17 protein-coding genes are annotated in these 16,641 nt (G+C 58.0%); 16 read left to right on the forward strand and 1 reads right to left on the reverse strand.

Annotation, left to right across the window (positions count from 1 at the left end):
- The first annotated feature begins 190 nt into the window (after nucleotides 1–190).
- From cyoA to AEQ67_RS07980, 7 genes are all read left to right on the forward strand, one after another.
- Complete coding sequence (cyoA, locus tag AEQ67_RS07950; protein ID WP_059403332.1) at nucleotides 191–1,135, forward strand: ubiquinol oxidase subunit II; 945 nt, start codon at nucleotides 191–193, stop codon at nucleotides 1,133–1,135.
- A 3-nt stretch (nucleotides 1,136–1,138) separates the two neighbouring features.
- Nucleotides 1,139–3,169: a cytochrome o ubiquinol oxidase subunit I gene (gene cyoB / locus AEQ67_RS07955; RefSeq protein WP_059403333.1), complete on the forward strand. Its 2,031-nt coding sequence runs from the start codon at nucleotides 1,139–1,141 to the stop codon at nucleotides 3,167–3,169.
- Nucleotides 3,170–3,172: 3 nt separating this feature from the next.
- Nucleotides 3,173–3,799 (forward strand): cytochrome o ubiquinol oxidase subunit III, encoded by a 627-nt coding sequence (locus AEQ67_RS07960; protein ID WP_059403334.1) that lies wholly within the window; start codon nucleotides 3,173–3,175, stop codon nucleotides 3,797–3,799.
- Entirely contained in the window at nucleotides 3,800–4,147 is a 348-nt protein-coding gene (gene cyoD / locus AEQ67_RS07965; RefSeq protein ID WP_059403335.1) for a cytochrome o ubiquinol oxidase subunit IV, read from the forward strand.
- 11 nt (nucleotides 4,148–4,158) lie between these two features.
- Complete coding sequence (gene cyoE / locus AEQ67_RS07970; RefSeq protein ID WP_027922713.1) at nucleotides 4,159–5,046, forward strand: heme o synthase; 888 nt, start codon at nucleotides 4,159–4,161, stop codon at nucleotides 5,044–5,046.
- A gap of 347 nt (nucleotides 5,047–5,393) precedes the next feature.
- Nucleotides 5,394–6,032 carry a DUF6036 family nucleotidyltransferase gene (locus tag AEQ67_RS07975; RefSeq protein WP_059403418.1) on the forward strand — a complete coding sequence of 213 codons (639 nt, stop codon included), beginning with the start codon at nucleotides 5,394–5,396 and terminating at the stop codon, nucleotides 6,030–6,032.
- Nucleotides 6,016–6,468 carry a hypothetical protein gene (locus AEQ67_RS07980; protein ID WP_059403336.1) on the forward strand — a complete coding sequence of 151 codons (453 nt, stop codon included), beginning with the start codon at nucleotides 6,016–6,018 and terminating at the stop codon, nucleotides 6,466–6,468. Before AEQ67_RS07975 ends, AEQ67_RS07980 begins: the two co-directional genes overlap by 17 nt.
- 176 nt (nucleotides 6,469–6,644) lie before the next feature.
- On the opposite strand, the gene AEQ67_RS07985 is transcribed toward AEQ67_RS07980, so the two are convergent.
- On the reverse strand, nucleotides 6,645–8,054 hold the full coding sequence (locus tag AEQ67_RS07985) for an aminotransferase-like domain-containing protein (protein ID WP_059403337.1): 1,410 nt from the start codon (nucleotides 8,052–8,054) through the stop codon (nucleotides 6,645–6,647).
- Between the two features lie 148 nt (nucleotides 8,055–8,202).
- On the opposite strand from AEQ67_RS07985, the gene AEQ67_RS07990 reads away from it, so the two are divergent.
- The 9 genes from AEQ67_RS07990 to AEQ67_RS08030 all read left to right on the forward strand — a co-directional run bounded on the left by AEQ67_RS07990 (nucleotide 8,203) and on the right by AEQ67_RS08030 (nucleotide 16,641).
- Nucleotides 8,203–9,303 (forward strand): hypothetical protein, encoded by a 1,101-nt coding sequence (locus AEQ67_RS07990; protein WP_059403338.1) that lies wholly within the window; start codon nucleotides 8,203–8,205, stop codon nucleotides 9,301–9,303.
- Between the two features lie 42 nt (nucleotides 9,304–9,345).
- Nucleotides 9,346–10,626 (forward strand): ATP-grasp domain-containing protein, encoded by a 1,281-nt coding sequence (locus AEQ67_RS07995; RefSeq protein ID WP_059403339.1) that lies wholly within the window; start codon nucleotides 9,346–9,348, stop codon nucleotides 10,624–10,626.
- Nucleotides 10,627–10,676: 50 nt separating this feature from the next.
- Nucleotides 10,677–11,171: a RidA family protein gene (locus AEQ67_RS08000; protein WP_059403340.1), complete on the forward strand. Its 495-nt coding sequence runs from the start codon at nucleotides 10,677–10,679 to the stop codon at nucleotides 11,169–11,171.
- Between the two features lie 83 nt (nucleotides 11,172–11,254).
- A complete protein-coding gene (locus AEQ67_RS08005) occupies nucleotides 11,255–11,707 on the forward strand; it encodes a cupin domain-containing protein (protein ID WP_059403341.1) in 453 nt (150 codons plus the stop codon).
- A gap of 213 nt (nucleotides 11,708–11,920) precedes the next feature.
- Nucleotides 11,921–12,565, forward strand: coding sequence for a glutathione transferase (gene yfcF, locus AEQ67_RS08010; protein WP_059403342.1), 645 nt, complete (start codon nucleotides 11,921–11,923; stop codon nucleotides 12,563–12,565).
- Between the two features lie 32 nt (nucleotides 12,566–12,597).
- Entirely contained in the window at nucleotides 12,598–13,938 is a 1,341-nt protein-coding gene (locus tag AEQ67_RS08015; protein WP_059403343.1) for a KamA family radical SAM protein, read from the forward strand.
- 24 nt (nucleotides 13,939–13,962) lie between these two features.
- Nucleotides 13,963–14,835, forward strand: coding sequence for a branched-chain amino acid aminotransferase (locus tag AEQ67_RS08020; protein ID WP_059403344.1), 873 nt, complete (start codon nucleotides 13,963–13,965; stop codon nucleotides 14,833–14,835).
- A 21-nt stretch (nucleotides 14,836–14,856) separates the two neighbouring features.
- Nucleotides 14,857–15,615, forward strand: coding sequence for a TauD/TfdA family dioxygenase (locus tag AEQ67_RS08025; protein WP_059403345.1), 759 nt, complete (start codon nucleotides 14,857–14,859; stop codon nucleotides 15,613–15,615).
- A gap of 66 nt (nucleotides 15,616–15,681) precedes the next feature.
- The gene (locus AEQ67_RS08030) at nucleotides 15,682–16,641 is read left to right on the forward strand and encodes a diiron oxygenase (RefSeq protein ID WP_059403346.1); all 960 of its coding nucleotides are present in this window, start codon (nucleotides 15,682–15,684) and stop codon (nucleotides 16,639–16,641) included.

A 16,641-nucleotide genomic window follows, 5' to 3' on the forward strand; every position in this document is an offset into this window, starting at 1 on the left:
GGTCTGTAACAAGGCCTTTGACCACGAATTCGAATAAGAACTCAACGCTAGCCCAGGATTTGTCGAACAGCGTCTGACGCGCGACGGGCAGCCACTTATTCAATCCAAGAAAAATGCCAACCCTTGGCAGGGTGAAGTGTTGGCGATCAAAACCCAACTGCATTGCGCAAGCTGCTTTAGAGGTCGTGAGATGAGTAAAAACAGGTACCCCAGACTACTAGGCTTATTGCCGCTGCTCGGCACACTGTTGCTGTCAGGCTGCAACATGACCTTGCTCAATCCCACGGGCCAGGTTGGCCTGGAGCAGCGAAACCTGATCATCACCGCAACGTTGCTGATGCTGTTGGTCGTGGTCCCGGTCATCGTCATGACCTTCCTGTTCGCCTGGAAATACCGCGCGTCGAACACCAGCGCGACCTACACCCCTAAATGGAACCACTCCACCAAGATTGAAATCGCGGTGTGGACCGTTCCGATCCTGATCATCATTGCCCTGGGTTACATCACCTACAAGTCGACCCACGAACTGGACCCGTACCGTCCGCTGGAATCCGACGTCAAGCCAATCACCATTGAAGTGGTCGCGCTGGACTGGAAGTGGGTGTTCATCTATCCGGAGCAGGGGATCGCCACCGTCAACAAGATCGTGTTCCCGACGAATACGCCGGTCAACTTCAAGGTGACGTCGGACTCCGTGATGAACTCGTTCTTCATCCCGGGCCTGGGCGGCCAGATCTACGCGATGGCCGGCATGCAGACCAAGCTGCACCTGATTGCCAACCGTGACGCTGAAATGGAAGGCATCTCCGCCAACTACAGCGGCGCGGGTTTCACCGGTATGAAATTCAAAGCGATCTCAACGTCTCAGGAAAATTTTGACGCCTGGGTCAGTGAAGTCAAAAAGGCACCTAAACAGCTTGAACAAGCTGAATACGCAGCCCTTTCCAAGCCAAGCCAGAACAACCCAGTCGAGCTCTACTCCTCGGTCACGCCAAACCTGTTCCAGATCATCGTCGACAAGTACGAAGGCATGAATCCGGGGCCGAAAGTGAACCACGAGAAGAAAGAGAAGGAAGTGGCCGCCACGCAAGGGATGGACATGAACGCGCATTCAGCTGCCGGGGCAGAGGAGTAAACGATGTTTGGTAAATTAAGTTGGGAAGCGGTCCCGTTCCACGAACCGATCGTGATGATTACCATCGCCATGATCGCGCTTGGTGGTCTGGCGCTGTTCGCAGGCATCACCTACTTCAAGAAGTGGACCTACCTGTGGACCGAGTGGCTGACCTCCGTCGACCACAAGAAAATCGGCGTGATGTACATCATCGTTGCCATGGTCATGCTGCTGCGCGGTTTTGCCGACGCCATCATGATGCGTACCCAGTTGGCCATGGCCACCGAGGGTTCGCCTGGCTACCTGCCGCCTGAACACTATGACCAGATCTTCACCGCTCACGGTGTGATCATGATCATCTTCATGGCGATGCCATTCTTCACCGGCCTGATGAACCTGGCAGTGCCGCTGCAGATCGGCGCGCGTGACGTTGCCTACCCGTTCCTGAACTCCCTGAGCTTCTGGCTGCTGGTATCCGGCGTAGTACTGATCAACCTGTCCCTGGGCGTTGGCGAATTCGCCAAGACCGGTTGGGTTGCCTATCCGCCGCTGTCGGGCCTGCAATACAGCCCTGGCGTGGGGATGGATTACTACATCTGGGCGCTACAGCTATCCGGGTTGGGTACGACGCTGACGGGGGTCAACTTCCTGGCCACCGTGCTGAAAATGCGTACCCCTGGCATGAAGCTGATGGACATGCCGATCTTCACCTGGACCTGCACCTGGGCCAACGTCCTGATCGTGGCTTCGTTCCCGATCCTGACCGCTACCCTGGCACTGCTGACGCTTGACCGTTACATGGATTTCCACATTTTCACCAATGAACTTGGTGGCAATCCAATGATGTACGTCAACCTGTTCTGGGCTTGGGGTCACCCCGAGGTTTACATCCTGATTCTGCCGGCGTTCGGTATCTTCTCCGAAGTCATCTCGACGTTCTCGGGCAAGAAATTGTTCGGCCACCACTCGATGATCTACGCATCGGGCGCGATCTCGATCCTGGGCTTCATGGTCTGGCTGCACCACTTCTTCACCATGGGGTCGGGTGCCAACGTCAACGCCTTCTTCGGTCTGGCGACGATGCTGATTTCGATCCCGACGGGGGTGAAGCTATTCAACTGGCTGTTCACCATCTACCAGGGCCGTCTGCGTTTCACCAGCCAGGTTCTTTGGACCCTGGGCTTCATGGTGACCTTCGCCATCGGCGGCATGACCGGCGTACTGCTGGCCATCCCGGGTGCTGACTTCGTCCTGCACAACAGCCTGTTCGTGATCGCTCACTTCCACAACGTGATCATCGGCGGCGCGGTATTCGGCTACATCGCAGGCTTCGGTTTCTACTTCCCGAAAGCGTTCGGCTTCAAGCTGCACGAAGGTTGGGGTAAAGCAGCATTCTGGTTCTGGATCACCGGCTTCTTCGTCGCGTTCATGCCGCTCTATGTACTGGGCTTCATGGGCATGACCCGTCGTCTGAACAGCTCCACCAACCCTGAGTGGGTGCCGTACCTGTACGTGGCTCTGTTCGGTGCGGTACTGATCGCCTGCGGTATTGCTTGCCAGCTGATCCAGCTCTACGTGAGTGTGCGTGATCGCAACAAGCCAGAAAACATGTGCGAACACGGCGACCCGTGGAATGCCCACACCCTGGAATGGTCGACCTCGTCGCCACCGCCGTTCTACAACTTCGCTGTGCTGCCGAAAGCAGAAAGCATCGACCCGTTCACCGAGGCCAAGGAAAACGGTACTGCGTACCAGGCTCCGACTCGCTACGAGCCGATCCACATGCCCAACAACACCGCCACCGGTGTGGTCATGGGTGCTCTGCTGACCGTGTTCGGTTTCGCGATGATCTGGCACATCTGGTGGTTGGCCATCTTCGGTCTGGCCGGCACCGTGATCTATTTCGCGATCCACGCTGCACGTGATGACCAAGGCTACATGGTGCCGGTCGAGACAATCGAACGCATCGAAGCCGAGCAGCACAAGCGTCTGGTAGCGGCCGGGAAAATTCCAGCCACCGCCACCCGTGTTGAAACCTCGTTGGAACAGGCTTAAACCATGTCGAACTTAGTGACCAATGCTGGACACACCCATGTCGATGGACATGGGCACGATGACCATCACCACGACTCGGGCGAGATGACCGTATTCGGTTTCTGGCTCTACCTGATGACCGACTGCATTTTGTTTGCGTCGATCTTCGCGGTGTACGCGGTACTGGTTAACAACGTAGCGGGTGGCCCGTCGGGCCACGACATCTTCGAGCTGCCATACGTGCTGGGCGAAACCGCTCTGCTGTTGTTCAGCTCGATCACCTACGGCTTCGCCATGCTGGCGTTGTTCAAAGGCAAGAAGACGCAAGTGCTGGGCTGGCTGGCGATGACCTTCCTGTTCGGTGCCGGCTTCATCGGCATGGAGATCAACGAGTTCCACATGCTGATCTCCGAGGGCTACGGCCCTAGCCGCAGCGGCTTCCTGTCCGGGTTCTTCACCCTGGTCGGCACCCACGGTCTGCACGTGACCAGCGGTCTGATCTGGATGGCGATCATGATGTACCAGGTGCAGAAAAACGGCCTGACGGCGACCAACAAGACCCGTCTGAGCTGCCTGAGCCTGTTCTGGCACTTCCTGGACGTCGTGTGGATCTGCGTATTCACCGTTGTTTATCTGATGGGGACTATGTAAATGGCTAACTCAGCTCATTCCCACGCTGGCCACGATGACCACGACGCCAGCCACGGCAGCGTCAAGTCCTACGCCATCGGCTTCATCCTGTCGGTGATCCTGACCGTCATTCCTTTCGGCCTGGTGATGTACCCATCGCTGCCGAAAGCCATGACCCTGTGGATCGTACTGGCCTTCGCAGTGATCCAGGTGCTCGTTCACCTGGTGTACTTCCTCCACCTGGACCGCTCCGCTGCCCAGCGTAACAACGTGATCGCGTTTGTCTTCGCAGCATTGGTGATCGTTCTGTTGGTAGGCCTGTCGCTGTGGATCATGTTCAGCATCCACACCAACATGATGGCGCACTGAGGAAACTCCGGATGTCCTTTAAGCACTTTATCCAAATCACCAAACCGGGGATCATTTTCGGTAACGTGCTTTCTGTGGCGGGCGGATTTTTCCTGGCCTCGAAAGGGCATGTCGATCTGGCCATCTTCCTGGCGGCGATGATCGGCACCTCCCTGGTCGTGGCCTCCGGTTGCGTGTTCAACAATTGCATCGACCGCGACATCGACCTGAAGATGGAACGCACCAAGAACCGGGTGCTGGTCCAGGGCTTGATCTCCCTGAAACTGGCCCTGGCCTTTGCGACCGTCCTGGGTGTTGCTGGCGTGGCGTTGTTGTACAAGGTGGCGAACCCATTGGCCGCGCTGTTTGCGGTGATTGGTTTCGTCATCTACGTCGGCTTCTACAGCCTGTACCTCAAGCGCAAGTCGGTTCACGGCACGCTGGTGGGCAGTCTGTCGGGGGCGATGCCGCCGGTGATCGGCTACGTTGCCGTCACCAACAGCTTCGACATGGCCGCGCTGACGTTGCTGGTGATGTTCAGCCTGTGGCAGATGCCGCATTCCTACGCCATCGCGATCTTCCGCTTCAACGATTACCTGGCCGCATCGATTCCGGTGCTGCCGGTGAAGCGCGGGATTCAAGTGGCGAAGAAGCACATCCTGATCTACATCCTGGCCTTCCTCGTGGCGACCTTGATGCTGACCTTCAGCGGCTACGCCGGCATGAGCTACCTCGCCGTCGCCGCGGCCATGGGCATGTACTGGTTGTACATGGCCTGGACCGGTTACAAGGCAGTGGATGACACAGTCTGGGCACGCAAGCTGTTCGTGTTCTCGATCTTCACCATTACCGCGTTGAGCGTGATGATGTCGCTGGATTTCAAGGTGCCGACCGAGTTGTTGCTGACTTACGCGCCTTAAGCGTCGGATGCTGTAAAGAAAAACCCCGCCATCGAGAGATGTGCGGGGTTTTTTATTGGGTGTTTTCTGGTTGACCGAGTCGCCGCCATCGCGAGCAGGCTCGCTCCCACCTTTGATCGGCGTTGCCACCCATTTTGAGCGCAACGCCATTCCAACTGTAGGAGCGAGCTTGCTCGCGATGACGGTCTGACAGACAACAGTGTTTATTGGTCAGTTCAGTGGAAACCTCCCACAGAGCTTTCAGGTTGTCGGTCGGAAGTCGCCTCTCTAACCTTCGAGACCTTACCCATTCAGCGGCGACACTTCCTGGATGTCGCGCCATGCAAGTCAGTATGGAGGTCTCGACCATGGAACTGCCGGACGCAATCGTTCCCAGCCTTAATACGAGCAAAGCGTTGGGGCAGGCTTTGATTTCGATGTTCAAATCCGTCGAAGCGGAGCTGGTACTCGAAAGCGCAGAACCGGGCGCGGTCAAAATCATCGTTTTCGGTGGATGTGCAGTTCACCTTTATACAAATCACCGTGTTTCCACGGATGTCGATGCTGAGATTTATGAGGCGAATGTCCCGGAAGCTCTTCACCTTCAAACCATGCTCGCGGAGATCCCTGAGCAGTTTTTCGATGAGCAATCCGGACGATTGATGGAGCTGAACTATGACCTTCAATACAACACAAGCTTTGGCCCAATTCACGAGGACTACTGGGAACGGAGCCTTCCTCTGACGGAGTTTCCGATTGAATCTCCTTTGCACGTCCATATTGCCGCCCCCATCGACATTGCAATCTCTAAATTGGGCAGGGCTACCGATCAGGACATCGGCGATATCATGGTGCTTCTCAGGAGCGGCTTCATAATAAGCACCGAGCTCCATCGACTGGCGTTGCAGGCGATTGATGTATATGTTGGCAACAAAGAGCCACCAACCTCGGTTCTCACCCATATCTTGCAAGATTACCTGGAGTACACAGATGACGAAGCCCGTTAACGGCCACGTCCTCTCATCCGCCTTGGACACGCTGGTCAAAAGCCCTCTGAATCAAGCAGATGAGGCTGCACTTGTGAGTGCCGCCAAAGTTGTTTGGTACTCGAACTCTAACCTCGAAAGTGAAATAACAGCTTTTCTGAACTGCCACACAGACGAGGTGGAGGTCCGACGTGCGGGGTATCTGCTTGAAAGATTCACTCGGTTTGCGTGCGTGTCTGATATCCGAGTGTCGGAAACACTCAATGCGCTCGAGCTTTTTGTGCATACGACTTCCACGCAAGAGGTGGCGCCACAAGCAGTCGTCCCACTTCGCCAGCGTCGCGATGAGCTCGCTGTCTCTTGGGGGTTGAGTGAAGGACTTGGTTTGAAAGCCCAAACCCTCATGCCTTTCCAGACGCGGCATTACGAAGCTGAACAGCGCACAGCGTTTTCCTGAATCAGCTTTGCATAACAAAAATCCGGCATATGTCGGATTTTTTGTGTCTGCAAAAAGATGTGTGTTGCCTGCAAATTGGGCAGCAAGTCGGCATAGGCACCACGTTTGTGACCGGCGTCACACTCATGTAGGAGCGAGCCTGCTCGCGATGGCCGCACCGCGGTGTATCAGGAAACTCAGCTACCGAGCAGTCGGAAAAACCGCTCGCGCACTTGCAAGTTGTCACTGTGGGCAACGTTGAAACGCAGGAAGTGACTCGCGTTCGGCGCTTTGCTCAGCAAGGTGCCGGGTGCCAGTACAAGGTCGATGTCCAGGCCTTTTCTCGCCAGCGTTTCGGCATGAAATCCTTCGGGCAAACGCGTCCAGAGAAACAACCCTTCATGCGGCAGCGATGACACCGAACAACCGGCTTCCAACAACCAACTGGTTACCCGACTGCTCGACTCATAAAGCCGATCCACGGTGCGCCGGGTATGTTTGGCATAGCTGCCATCATTGAGCATCGTGCAGATAATCTGCTCCGCCAGTTCCGAGGTCATGCCCCCACAGGTCATTTTCAGCGTAACCATCCGCGCCGCCAGTTGCGGTGACAATACCGCGTAGCTGACACGGCTGTTGGCGGTCAGGGTTTTGGAAAAACCGGAGATGTACGTGACATTGTCCAGCCCGCCTGCGGCCAGGCGCGGCGTCCTTCGTTGCTGCATGTCGCAATACAAATCGTCTTCGAGGATGTGGAAACCATAACGGTGACTCAACTCCAGCAAGCGATAAACCTGCGCCGGGGAGAACGAGTGGCCGGTCGGGTTGTGCAGGGCATTGTTGGTCATGTAGAGCACGGGACGATGGGCGATCAGCAATTGCTCGAAGGCCTCCAGGTCCATGCCGTCAGAATCCCGGGGAATGGTAATGACCTTGGCACCGTGCAACGCCAGGTTGGCGTGCATGGTGAAGTAGCACGGATCGTCGAGCAGCACCGTATCGCCGGGTTTGACCAGCAGGCGCATCAGCATGTCGATGGCCTGCACGGTGTTGGCTGTGGTGATGATCTGGTCCACCGGCACTTCGATGCCCAAGGTCGACAGTTTGACCCGCAACGCCTCTCGCAGCGGCAGGTAACCGCCGGCAACGCCGTATTCGCCCATGCGCAGGGAGGTGGCGCGCAGGGTGCCGCGCACGGCTTTGAGCAATTCTTCAGCCGGCAGCCACGAGGACGGCAGAAAACCGGCACCAGGGCGCAGCGCGCCGTTGTCCTGCAGCACCGCGCGGCGGACCACGCTCAGGGTGTCTTGTGGTTGCAGGTCGGGGCCGGCATCGGTATGGAGTGTGACGGTGGAACGGTGCACGTAATGCCCCGAGCCCTGGCGTGAAACCACCAGGCCCTTGGCCCGCAAGCGGTCCAGGGCATCGACCACCGTGGACTTGCCCACGTTCATCAAGTCGGAGAGCTCGCGAATCGGCGGCAGCCGGGAGCCGTGGGGCAGGCCACCCTGGTTGATCGCCACGGTCAGTTGATCGACGATCTGCTGGACCAGCGGTACGCCGGGCTGGAATTCGATGGCGGCGATCACTGCACGTTGAACCTGCATTTTACTGGTCTCTCCGGCAGTAAAGTTCGTTCGATTCTATACGAACTTGCTCTGATCAGAACAAGTGTCGCTCTCTACTATCACCTTACAGTCTTTCTCGATTGTCGGCGCACGTAGCCCCGCAATCGCCTGGTTTCAGAGGTGTTGCATGAGTGTCGAAACAACGGTCGCCATCGCCAAGCCGGTGATCAACATTCGCCTGTTCACGATCCGGATCATCACCGCCGTGTCGCTGTTCGCGGTGTTGGGCAAGGCCAACGTCTGGCTCGACACGGCCACCAACAGCATCCTCGCCCTCGGTTATCGGGCCTTGCTGTTGCTGCTGCCACTGACATTGCTGGTGCTGGGCCGCCGTTCCCTGAGCGTTACGCTGCTGTGCGCGGCCCTCGGGCTGGTGCTGCTGGCGGTCACCAGCAATCAAGGCATGGTGATGTTTGCTGCCGCGTTGTTCGCTTATGGCATCGCCATCGCCGGTTACCTGATCAAGAGTGAAGCCGCCCAGACCAAAGAGGGCGCGGCCTACAACCGAGTGGCGATGAACATGGGCAGCCTGCTGGCGGGGCTGATCCTGCTTTCGCCGCTGTTGACCCCAACGATGTTTTTCCTCGGCGCCGCGAGTTTCGTCCTGCTGTGCCTGCCCATCGCGATGGGTGCCACCTTCACCACTGAACCGGCCATTGCCCGCCCGGCGAGCCAGGACGGCAGCGGCTGGCGCAACAAACTGCCGTGGGTGATCGCCGGCGTCATCATGGGTATCAAGCTGTTCGGCGTGTTCTCGATCCTGCCACAAGCCATCCTCCTCGAAACCGGTGAATTGCCGGCCTGGTACGGGTTGATGCTGATCCTCAACAGCGCCGTGGTGGTCTTCGCCCAAGTGCCGGTGATGAAGCTCATCGAGCGCACCGGGCGCTTCAAGGTGGTCGCGGTGATCGGGATCATCATCGGTGGCTTTGCGGTGCTCTCGTCACCGGCCGCGTTTCACGTCGAAACCCTCGCCGGTGCGCTGATCTGGGTGGCGCTGCTGTCCCTCGCCGAATGTGCGTTCAGCTACCTCGACTACTTCTCCGTCAAACAAAACAACATGTTCGTCAAGGAAGTCTCCCTTGGCGTCGGCGCCGGGCTGACGGTGCTGATCATGCGGGTGGTGCCGCCGCCATACAACGCTCTGGTGCTGGCCGCCATCGGCGCGGGCGGGATTCTGGCCTGGTACTGGCTCAACCGAAAATCCAACGCGTCACTGCATGACTGAGTTATCGCGTTTCCGTTTATTTCTTCACAGGTCGGGTGCTTCATGAATACGACATCTTGCGTAGTGGTGGTCGGGTACAACGGCAATCGGGTTCACGATATCCAGAAGCTGCGCGACCTCTGCAGAAAGCTCTACAACGCCCGACTCATCCTGCTGGTCGAGAAAATCCAGGCCGATGACGATCAGGTGGCCGATCACGTCTGCAGCACTTCACTGGCGCCCGAAGACGTCGCGAGTTCCCTCGAACTGGTGGCGGGTTGCCTGAATGCCGACAGCTGGAAGCTGATCGGCGTGCTGCCGTTCTCCGACCGCGGTGTGCTGCTCGGCGCGGCGCTGGCGACCCATTATGGCTTGCCGGGCATTACGCCGGGTGAGGCGCGGGCGGGGCTGGATAAACAGATTTTCCGCAAGCTGGAAGCGGCCGCCGACACTTCGCCGGACGATTACCGTCCGGTGTTTTCTGCGCGCATCGAGAGCCTGCCCGAGCTGCGCAAAAAAGTCGTCGAACTGGGCGGCAAAGCGTTCATCAAGCCGGCCTGCGAAGGCGCGAGCAGAGGCTGTCGGGTCATCCATCATCCGTCGGAATGCGACGAGGCCTGGCTGGCACTCAAGCCGTATCGCGAAGGCGGCATCGTCCTCGAAGAGTTGATCCAGAACGCCCGCGAGTACAGCTGGGATTACGTTGCCGGCAGCACTTGGGTCACCGAAAAAACCACCACCGAAGGCGCCTACCGCGCGGAAATCCAGCAAATCGTGCCGGCACCGTTGGCCGCCGACGCACAGATTCGCCTGGCGGCTGCCGGTCGACACATGTCGGGCCTGGTGTCGCTGGATAACGGCGCCTATCACAACGAGATTTTCCTGCGCCGCGACGGCCTGACCTCGGCGGTGGAAACCAACATGCGTCCCGGCGGCATGCACATCTGGGACCTCGCGCGCCTGGCGTTCGTCGATTTCGATCCTTGGGAGCGCTGGGTCAGATGGGCGGTGGAAGGCACGACCGACGCTCACGACCCCGTCGCTCGCGGCTATTGCGGCATTCGCCTGCTCCGGGCACCGGCCGGCGGTCTGTTGCGCTACGTGCCGGACATCGAGTCCCTGGCCCAAGAACTGAACATCGAACTGGTGGAGGCGGTGTACGCCAAGCGCCTCAGTGACTCGGTCACGGCACTGGTGCAAGACAACACCTCGTTCATCGGCCACATCGTGTTGTTCAGCGAGAACTACGCACAGCTCAGCGACAACCTGTTGCGTCTGGCCGAGGCGATCGAATCACGCGTCGAGGTCACCTGCCTGGCGCGGGCCTCAAGAGCCGTGGGCTGAGCCTGCGCGATCATTGTCTTTTTGCAGTATTGATTGAGAGGGTTTGGTAAATGATTGAGCGAATGAGCTGTGATGAACGTTTCATCACCCTGGCCAAAGAACTCGACTACGACATCTACGGCGAGAACACCGCTGGCGGGCATTACGCTCCGCTGGTCCGGCATCACGACGAGCTGTATATCAGCGGAATGGTGCCGCGCATGAACGGCAAAATTCAATACCCCGGCCGAGTGGGGCTGGAACTCAGCCTGGCGGATGCCCAGGCGGCAGCGAGTATCAGCGCGATGCGTGCGCTGGCGCTGATCGTCGATGCCATCGGTTCGCTGGATAAAATCAAGTCACTGATCCGTGTAACGGTCTATGTGAAATCCACGGCGGACTTTGTTGATCTCAGCGAAGTGGCCAACGGCGCGTCGGATGTATTCAGTCATGTGCTGGGAGATGCCGGCAAACATACCCGGACGACCATCGGGGTGTATCAACTTCCGAAAAATGCTGCTGTTGAAGTGGACATGATCGCGGCGCTGCGACCTTCGGCGTTATAAGTATCGTTTGTTCGGCTTTACAGCACTTAATGGTTGGCCTAAGGTTCGGTCATTAAAGTCGACAAATAAGTTGGTGCTTGCGGATGAATAACGTTCAAGGTGCGTTTTTTTCATATAAGGACTTTCGCCAGAGCTTGCACCAACCACCGGTCAGTGCACGGGTGTGGAAACATGGCGAACTTACAGATCTGCGTCAGAGCCTTGAAGCCAGCGAAATCGATATTGTCGCACTGGCCCACGATAACAGCATCGAAGGTTGCAAGTTGACGCCCGGGATGGCGGTGTCGATGCAATGGTTGAAGCCGGGCGCGGTGCTTGATGGGCATGCGCATTCGTGGTGGCACCTGTTCATTATTCAGTCCGGCAGTGGCACGTTGAGCCTGGGCGATGCCGACGCAGTGAACGTCAGTCCCGGCGATGTGTTGCTGGTGCCGGCCTGGACGCAGCACGGGTTCGTCAATACCAGCAGCACTGAACCGCTGGCCATGCTGAACATGAGCAACATGCCGCAAATGGCGCAGCTCTCCATTTCCTGAACGCCCGCCCGCTAAAATTTCCCTTCCGTTGCACACCAGGGGGTCCGCATTCGCTGACTCCCTTTTTGTTTTCTGTCGCCCCTCCCGAACCTGCTTTTGCGAACTTCTGTATCGATAGAAACAGATAATTTCTGTATCTGTTCAGCGCTTGATCAACTTACTACGATCGCTTCCATGCAACGGATTAATGTGGTTAAAGCAAGGAAACGATCTATGGAAAGTACGAAGCTTAAACTCTATGTGGGTGTAGATTTTGTCAGTGCGTTTGCAATGTCGGCTTTTGTGGCGCTTAAGGAAAAGCAACTTCCATTTGACTTGGCGACTGTCGACTTAAAGAGCCGTGAGAACTATCTCAGGCCTTACCAGGATTTATCGTTAACCTGCAAAATTCCAACGTTGGTTCACGGAAGTTTCGCGCTGTCTGAATCTTCGGCCATTGCCGAATATTTGGATGAGCTTTCCCCAGGCCATAAAAAACTACTCCCGCTGGACATCAAACAGCGCGCCCGCGCCCGTCAACTCCAGGCCTGGCTGCGCAGTGATCTGCTGGTCATTCGCAAAGAGCGCCCGGCGGACCTCATCTACTTCGGCAAGAAAGATAACCCGCTGTCCGACGAGGCCCTGGCCGCCGTCGACCGCTTGTTCTTCGTCGCCGATCGATTGCTGGAAGGAGGCGCTGAACACCTGTTTGGTGACTGGAGCATTGCCGACACCGACCTGGCAATCATGCTCAACCGGCTGGTCGCCAATGGCGATCACGTGCCCGCCCGACTCGCCGCGTATGTCCATCGGCAGTGGGATCGCGACAGCGTTCGGGCATGGATGGATATAGAGCGAGTAACGCCCGCCATCCAGTAACGACGGCCAGGCAATCATTCAGGAGCGCTGCCATGCAGGGAATGTCGGAGCACGAAAGATACAAACCCTATAACTCACGCACCATTCGCGACACGCCGTACTGGCAGAAACTGACGCCAGCGTTGCAGGAAGCCATGACCGTGGTCGCGCGGGTCATGCCGTTTCGCACCAATGAATACGTGCTGGGCACGTTGATCGACTGGAACAACATCCCTGACGATCCGATTTTCCGCATGACCTTTCCCCACAAGGACATGTTGCTGCCGGACGAGTACACGTCGCTCAAGCAACTGATCGAGCAGGATGACGCTGTCGCCATCAAGCGGCGGATCGAGGCGATCTGGCTGCGCATGAACCCGCATCCGGCCGGGCAGTTGACGCACAACAGCGTGATGCACAACGGCAAAGTCCTCTCGGGCATCCAGCACAAGTACCGCGAAACCGTGCTGTTTTTCCCCGGTGCCGGTCAAACCTGTCACGCCTACTGCACCTTCTGTTTCCGCTGGGCGCAGTTCATCGGCGAGGAAGAACTCAAGTTCAACGCCCGCGAATCCCAGGAGCTGGTGAGTTACCTGCGCGAACACACCGAAGTCACCGACGTGCTGATTACCGGTGGCGATCCGCTGATCATGAACACGCGCTCGCTGGCGGGGTACATCGAGCCGCTGCTGGAACTGAGCCACCTGAAGAGCATCCGCATCGGCACCAAATCCGTGGCGTATTGGCCGCAACGGTTTGTCAGCGACAAGGATGCACCCGAGCTGCTCGAACTGTTTAAACGGATCGTCGCGGCGGGGAAAAATCTATCGATCATGGGCCATTACAACCATCCGGTAGAGATCCACCAGGACATCGCCCGTCAGGCCGTCGAACAGATTCGTTCGACCGGGGCGACCTTGCGCATGCAGGCGCCGGTGATTCGGCACATCAACGAAAACCCCGCCGATTGGGCCGCGCTCTGGACCGAAGGCGTGCGGCTTGGGGCGGTTCCCTATTACATGTTCGTCGAGCGCGACACCGGCCCCAGTCATTACTTTGCGATGCCTTTAGCCCGGGCGTTTGAAATCTTCCAGGCAGCGTATCGCACGGTGTCCGGATTGGCGCGCACGGTTCGCGGACCGTCCATGAGCACCTTCTACGGCAAGGTGTTGATCAACGGCATCGAAACCGTGGCCGGGGAAAAAGTCTTCGTGTTGCAGTTCCTTCAGGCGCGTAATCCGCAGTGGGTGCTGCGCACGTTCTGTGCGCGCTTCGATCCACAGGCGACCTGGTTTGATGAGTTGCGACCGGCGTTCGGCGAGCGCTCGTTCTTCTTTCAGACCGAAGCTGTAGCGACACCCGAATTGATACCGGTCCTGCTCGAAACGGCGTAGGACGATTCATCAGGAGATAGGGATATGAGCGGCATCCCGTTTGATCAACGCGAAGGATTGATCTGGCTCGACGGCGAGTTCGTCGAGTGGTCCCAGGCGCGGCTACACGTGCTGACCCACGGCCTGCATTACGCAAGCACGGTGTATGAGGGGGAGCGCGTCTACAACGGCAAGATCTTCAAATTGCGCGAACACAGCGAGCGGCTGTATCGCTCGGCGCAGTTGATGGACTTTGCCATTCCCTATGAACTCGCCGAACTCGAAGCGGCGAGCCATGAACTGCTCAAGCGCAACCACGTGGTCGACGGTTACCTGCGGCCGGTGGCCTGGCGCGGCAGTGAAATGATTTCCACCTCGGCGCGCTTCAATCGCGTTCATCTGGCGATCGCCTGTTGGCAATGGCCCAGTTACTTCGACCCGGCGGCGCGCATGGCCGGCATCCGGTTGAAGACCGCCGCTTGGCGTCGTCCGCCACCGAGTTGCAGCCCCTTCGAGGCCAAGGCGTCCGGGCATTACCAGATTGCCACGCTGAGCAAGCACGACGCGGAAAACCACGGCTACCACGATGCCTTGATGCTCGACTGGCGTGGCCATGTGGCCGAAGCCACCAGCGCCAATGTGTTCTTCGTCAAAGGCCGGACGCTGCACACGCCACTGGCGGATTGTTTCCTCAACGGCATTACCCGTCAGACCGTCATCGACCTGGCCAAGGCACTGGATTACCCAGTGCTCGAAAGAACCATTCTTCCCACAGAGCTTGGCGACTTCGACGAGTGTTTTCTGACAGGCACCGCCGCTGAAATCACACCCGTGCAGAGCATCGATGAACAGCACTATCGACCGGGCACTGCCTGCAGCGAACTCATTGCCGCGTACACCTCAACCGTAAACGCCTGATCAACCGCCAGGAATACCACCATGACCGACCAAGGGATTGCTGCGTCTGTACCTTACGTTTCACTGGGCCACCGCCATGAAGAACTGTCGGCGCGAGGCTGGACGGTGCTGACGCCCGACGAATTTGCCGATGATGTTGTCGGCACGCTGCAGGAGTTCGGTCCGATCATTCCGCAATTCAATGGGCAAATGGCGTTCGCCATTACCCGTAAGCCGGGGTACGAAGACTTGCCGTATTCCCAGAGCATGAATGGCATCGGCCCGCACACCGAAGCGCCGGTGTATGGACCGCCGCCGCGTTATCTGGCGTTGCATTGTCACCAACAGGCAACGTGTGGTGGCGGGCATACGGGGTTGGTCGATGGTCTTGAGTTTTTAAGTTTTCTTCAACACACCGATCCTGAGTTGCGCGAGTGGATCAACGACACCCCTGTCGAGTTCGTCGCCACCGCCAAACCGGGCGAAGCCGCGCAACGCCGGGTCAAGGAGTACATCCTGACGCCTACAGAGGACGGGGATATTTTCCGCTTCAGCTACAACCAGTTTCACTACGGCGACGTCAATCCTTCCAAGGAAGATCTGCTCCACTCGCAGGTCGCCAATAGCTCCTCACCCTTGGCCAGGTTCGCGGTGCTGGGCGAAGCCTATTTCGTCGAGCACAACACCCCGGTGCTGATTCCCGACGGGTGCATGCTGATTTGGGACAACTGGCGAATGATTCATGCGCGCAGTCGTTACACTGACCCGGCGCGAAACCTGACCCGCTACTGGCTGGCCTGATTCATCCGTCGCCCAATATTCCATCGGCGTACCCCACGGGGGTACGCGTCCTACAGGTATCGCGTCATGCAAACTGCAATCGAGATCGCCACAGTCGATCATCAACTGGTGATACGCCTGAATCAGGCGTGGACCAAACGGGCCACGGTCTGCTCACCGGACCGGGCCAGCGTCAGTGAAGCGTTCGACCCGGCGCGGCCGGATTATCCGGAGTGCATGGTGCCGTTTTTCCATCACCCGAAATTCCAGGCGCTGAGCGATGAACTCAAAAGCACCGTGGTGACCTGGGGCTGGATCGGTTACAACCTGCGCACGGTGACCGCCGAAGAACACGTGGTGAACCCGGCGCTCAGCGTCATTGCCAATCAATACCTGGGCAAGGACGACTGGCATTTTCGCGAGGCGATGCAGCAGACCTTGATCGATGAGCACTACCACACGCTCATGCACTTGCGGGCCGTTGAGCGGACCAAAGTGGAACGGGCGCTCGATCAGGATCTGGACCTGCCGCCATCGGTGACTTACCTGCGCCTGGTCGCACTGCGCGAACAACTGTCGGAACAATGGCAACGTGACCTGGCAGCGATCACCTTTGCGGTGGTCGCCGAGATCAGCGTCAACGCCTATCTGGACCTGCTGGCCGACGACCAGAGCATTCAACCGCAAAACCGCCGCGTGGCCGATCTGCACAACCGTGACGAATATGCCCACAGCAAGATTCTCGCCGAAGTGGCGAAGGTCATGTACGCGAACATGCAGCCGATCCAGCGGGCATTTTTCGCACGCACGTTGTCGGTGGCGCTGAGTGCTTTTGTCGCTCAGGACTACTCGATGTGGGAGGCGATTCTGACGCAGCTGGGGGTCGAGGACGCCGCACTGATCATCGCCGACACCCGCGAGAGCAATAAGAACGCGACGATCATGCGTGACTACAGCGGCCTGCATCGTCTGGCGCAGGACCTGGGCATCAGCGACCAGATTGATTTCGACTTCCGTCCGACCCTCAAAGCCACCGCCGTGGCCTGA

It is taken from the genome of Pseudomonas sp. RIT-PI-q, from assembly GCF_001297125.1.
GTDB lineage: Bacteria > Pseudomonadota > Gammaproteobacteria > Pseudomonadales > Pseudomonadaceae > Aquipseudomonas.

Coding starts and splice junctions, on each gene's coding strand:
- cyoA (WP_059403332.1), top strand. CDS start 191: ATGAGTAAAAACAGGTACCCCAGACTACTAGGCTTATTGCCGCTGCTC.
- cyoB (WP_059403333.1), top strand. CDS start 1,139: ATGTTTGGTAAATTAAGTTGGGAAGCGGTCCCGTTCCACGAACCGATC.
- AEQ67_RS07960 (WP_059403334.1), top strand. CDS start 3,173: ATGTCGAACTTAGTGACCAATGCTGGACACACCCATGTCGATGGACAT.
- cyoD (WP_059403335.1), top strand. CDS start 3,800: ATGGCTAACTCAGCTCATTCCCACGCTGGCCACGATGACCACGACGCC.
- cyoE (WP_027922713.1), top strand. CDS start 4,159: ATGTCCTTTAAGCACTTTATCCAAATCACCAAACCGGGGATCATTTTC.
- AEQ67_RS07975 (WP_059403418.1), top strand. CDS start 5,394: ATGGAACTGCCGGACGCAATCGTTCCCAGCCTTAATACGAGCAAAGCG.
- AEQ67_RS07980 (WP_059403336.1), top strand. CDS start 6,016: ATGACGAAGCCCGTTAACGGCCACGTCCTCTCATCCGCCTTGGACACG.
- AEQ67_RS07985 (WP_059403337.1), bottom strand. CDS start 8,054: ATGCAGGTTCAACGTGCAGTGATCGCCGCCATCGAATTCCAGCCCGGC.
- AEQ67_RS07990 (WP_059403338.1), top strand. CDS start 8,203: ATGAGTGTCGAAACAACGGTCGCCATCGCCAAGCCGGTGATCAACATT.
- AEQ67_RS07995 (WP_059403339.1), top strand. CDS start 9,346: ATGAATACGACATCTTGCGTAGTGGTGGTCGGGTACAACGGCAATCGG.
- AEQ67_RS08000 (WP_059403340.1), top strand. CDS start 10,677: ATGATTGAGCGAATGAGCTGTGATGAACGTTTCATCACCCTGGCCAAA.
- AEQ67_RS08005 (WP_059403341.1), top strand. CDS start 11,255: ATGAATAACGTTCAAGGTGCGTTTTTTTCATATAAGGACTTTCGCCAG.
- yfcF (WP_059403342.1), top strand. CDS start 11,921: ATGGAAAGTACGAAGCTTAAACTCTATGTGGGTGTAGATTTTGTCAGT.
- AEQ67_RS08015 (WP_059403343.1), top strand. CDS start 12,598: ATGCAGGGAATGTCGGAGCACGAAAGATACAAACCCTATAACTCACGC.
- AEQ67_RS08020 (WP_059403344.1), top strand. CDS start 13,963: ATGAGCGGCATCCCGTTTGATCAACGCGAAGGATTGATCTGGCTCGAC.
- AEQ67_RS08025 (WP_059403345.1), top strand. CDS start 14,857: ATGACCGACCAAGGGATTGCTGCGTCTGTACCTTACGTTTCACTGGGC.
- AEQ67_RS08030 (WP_059403346.1), top strand. CDS start 15,682: ATGCAAACTGCAATCGAGATCGCCACAGTCGATCATCAACTGGTGATA.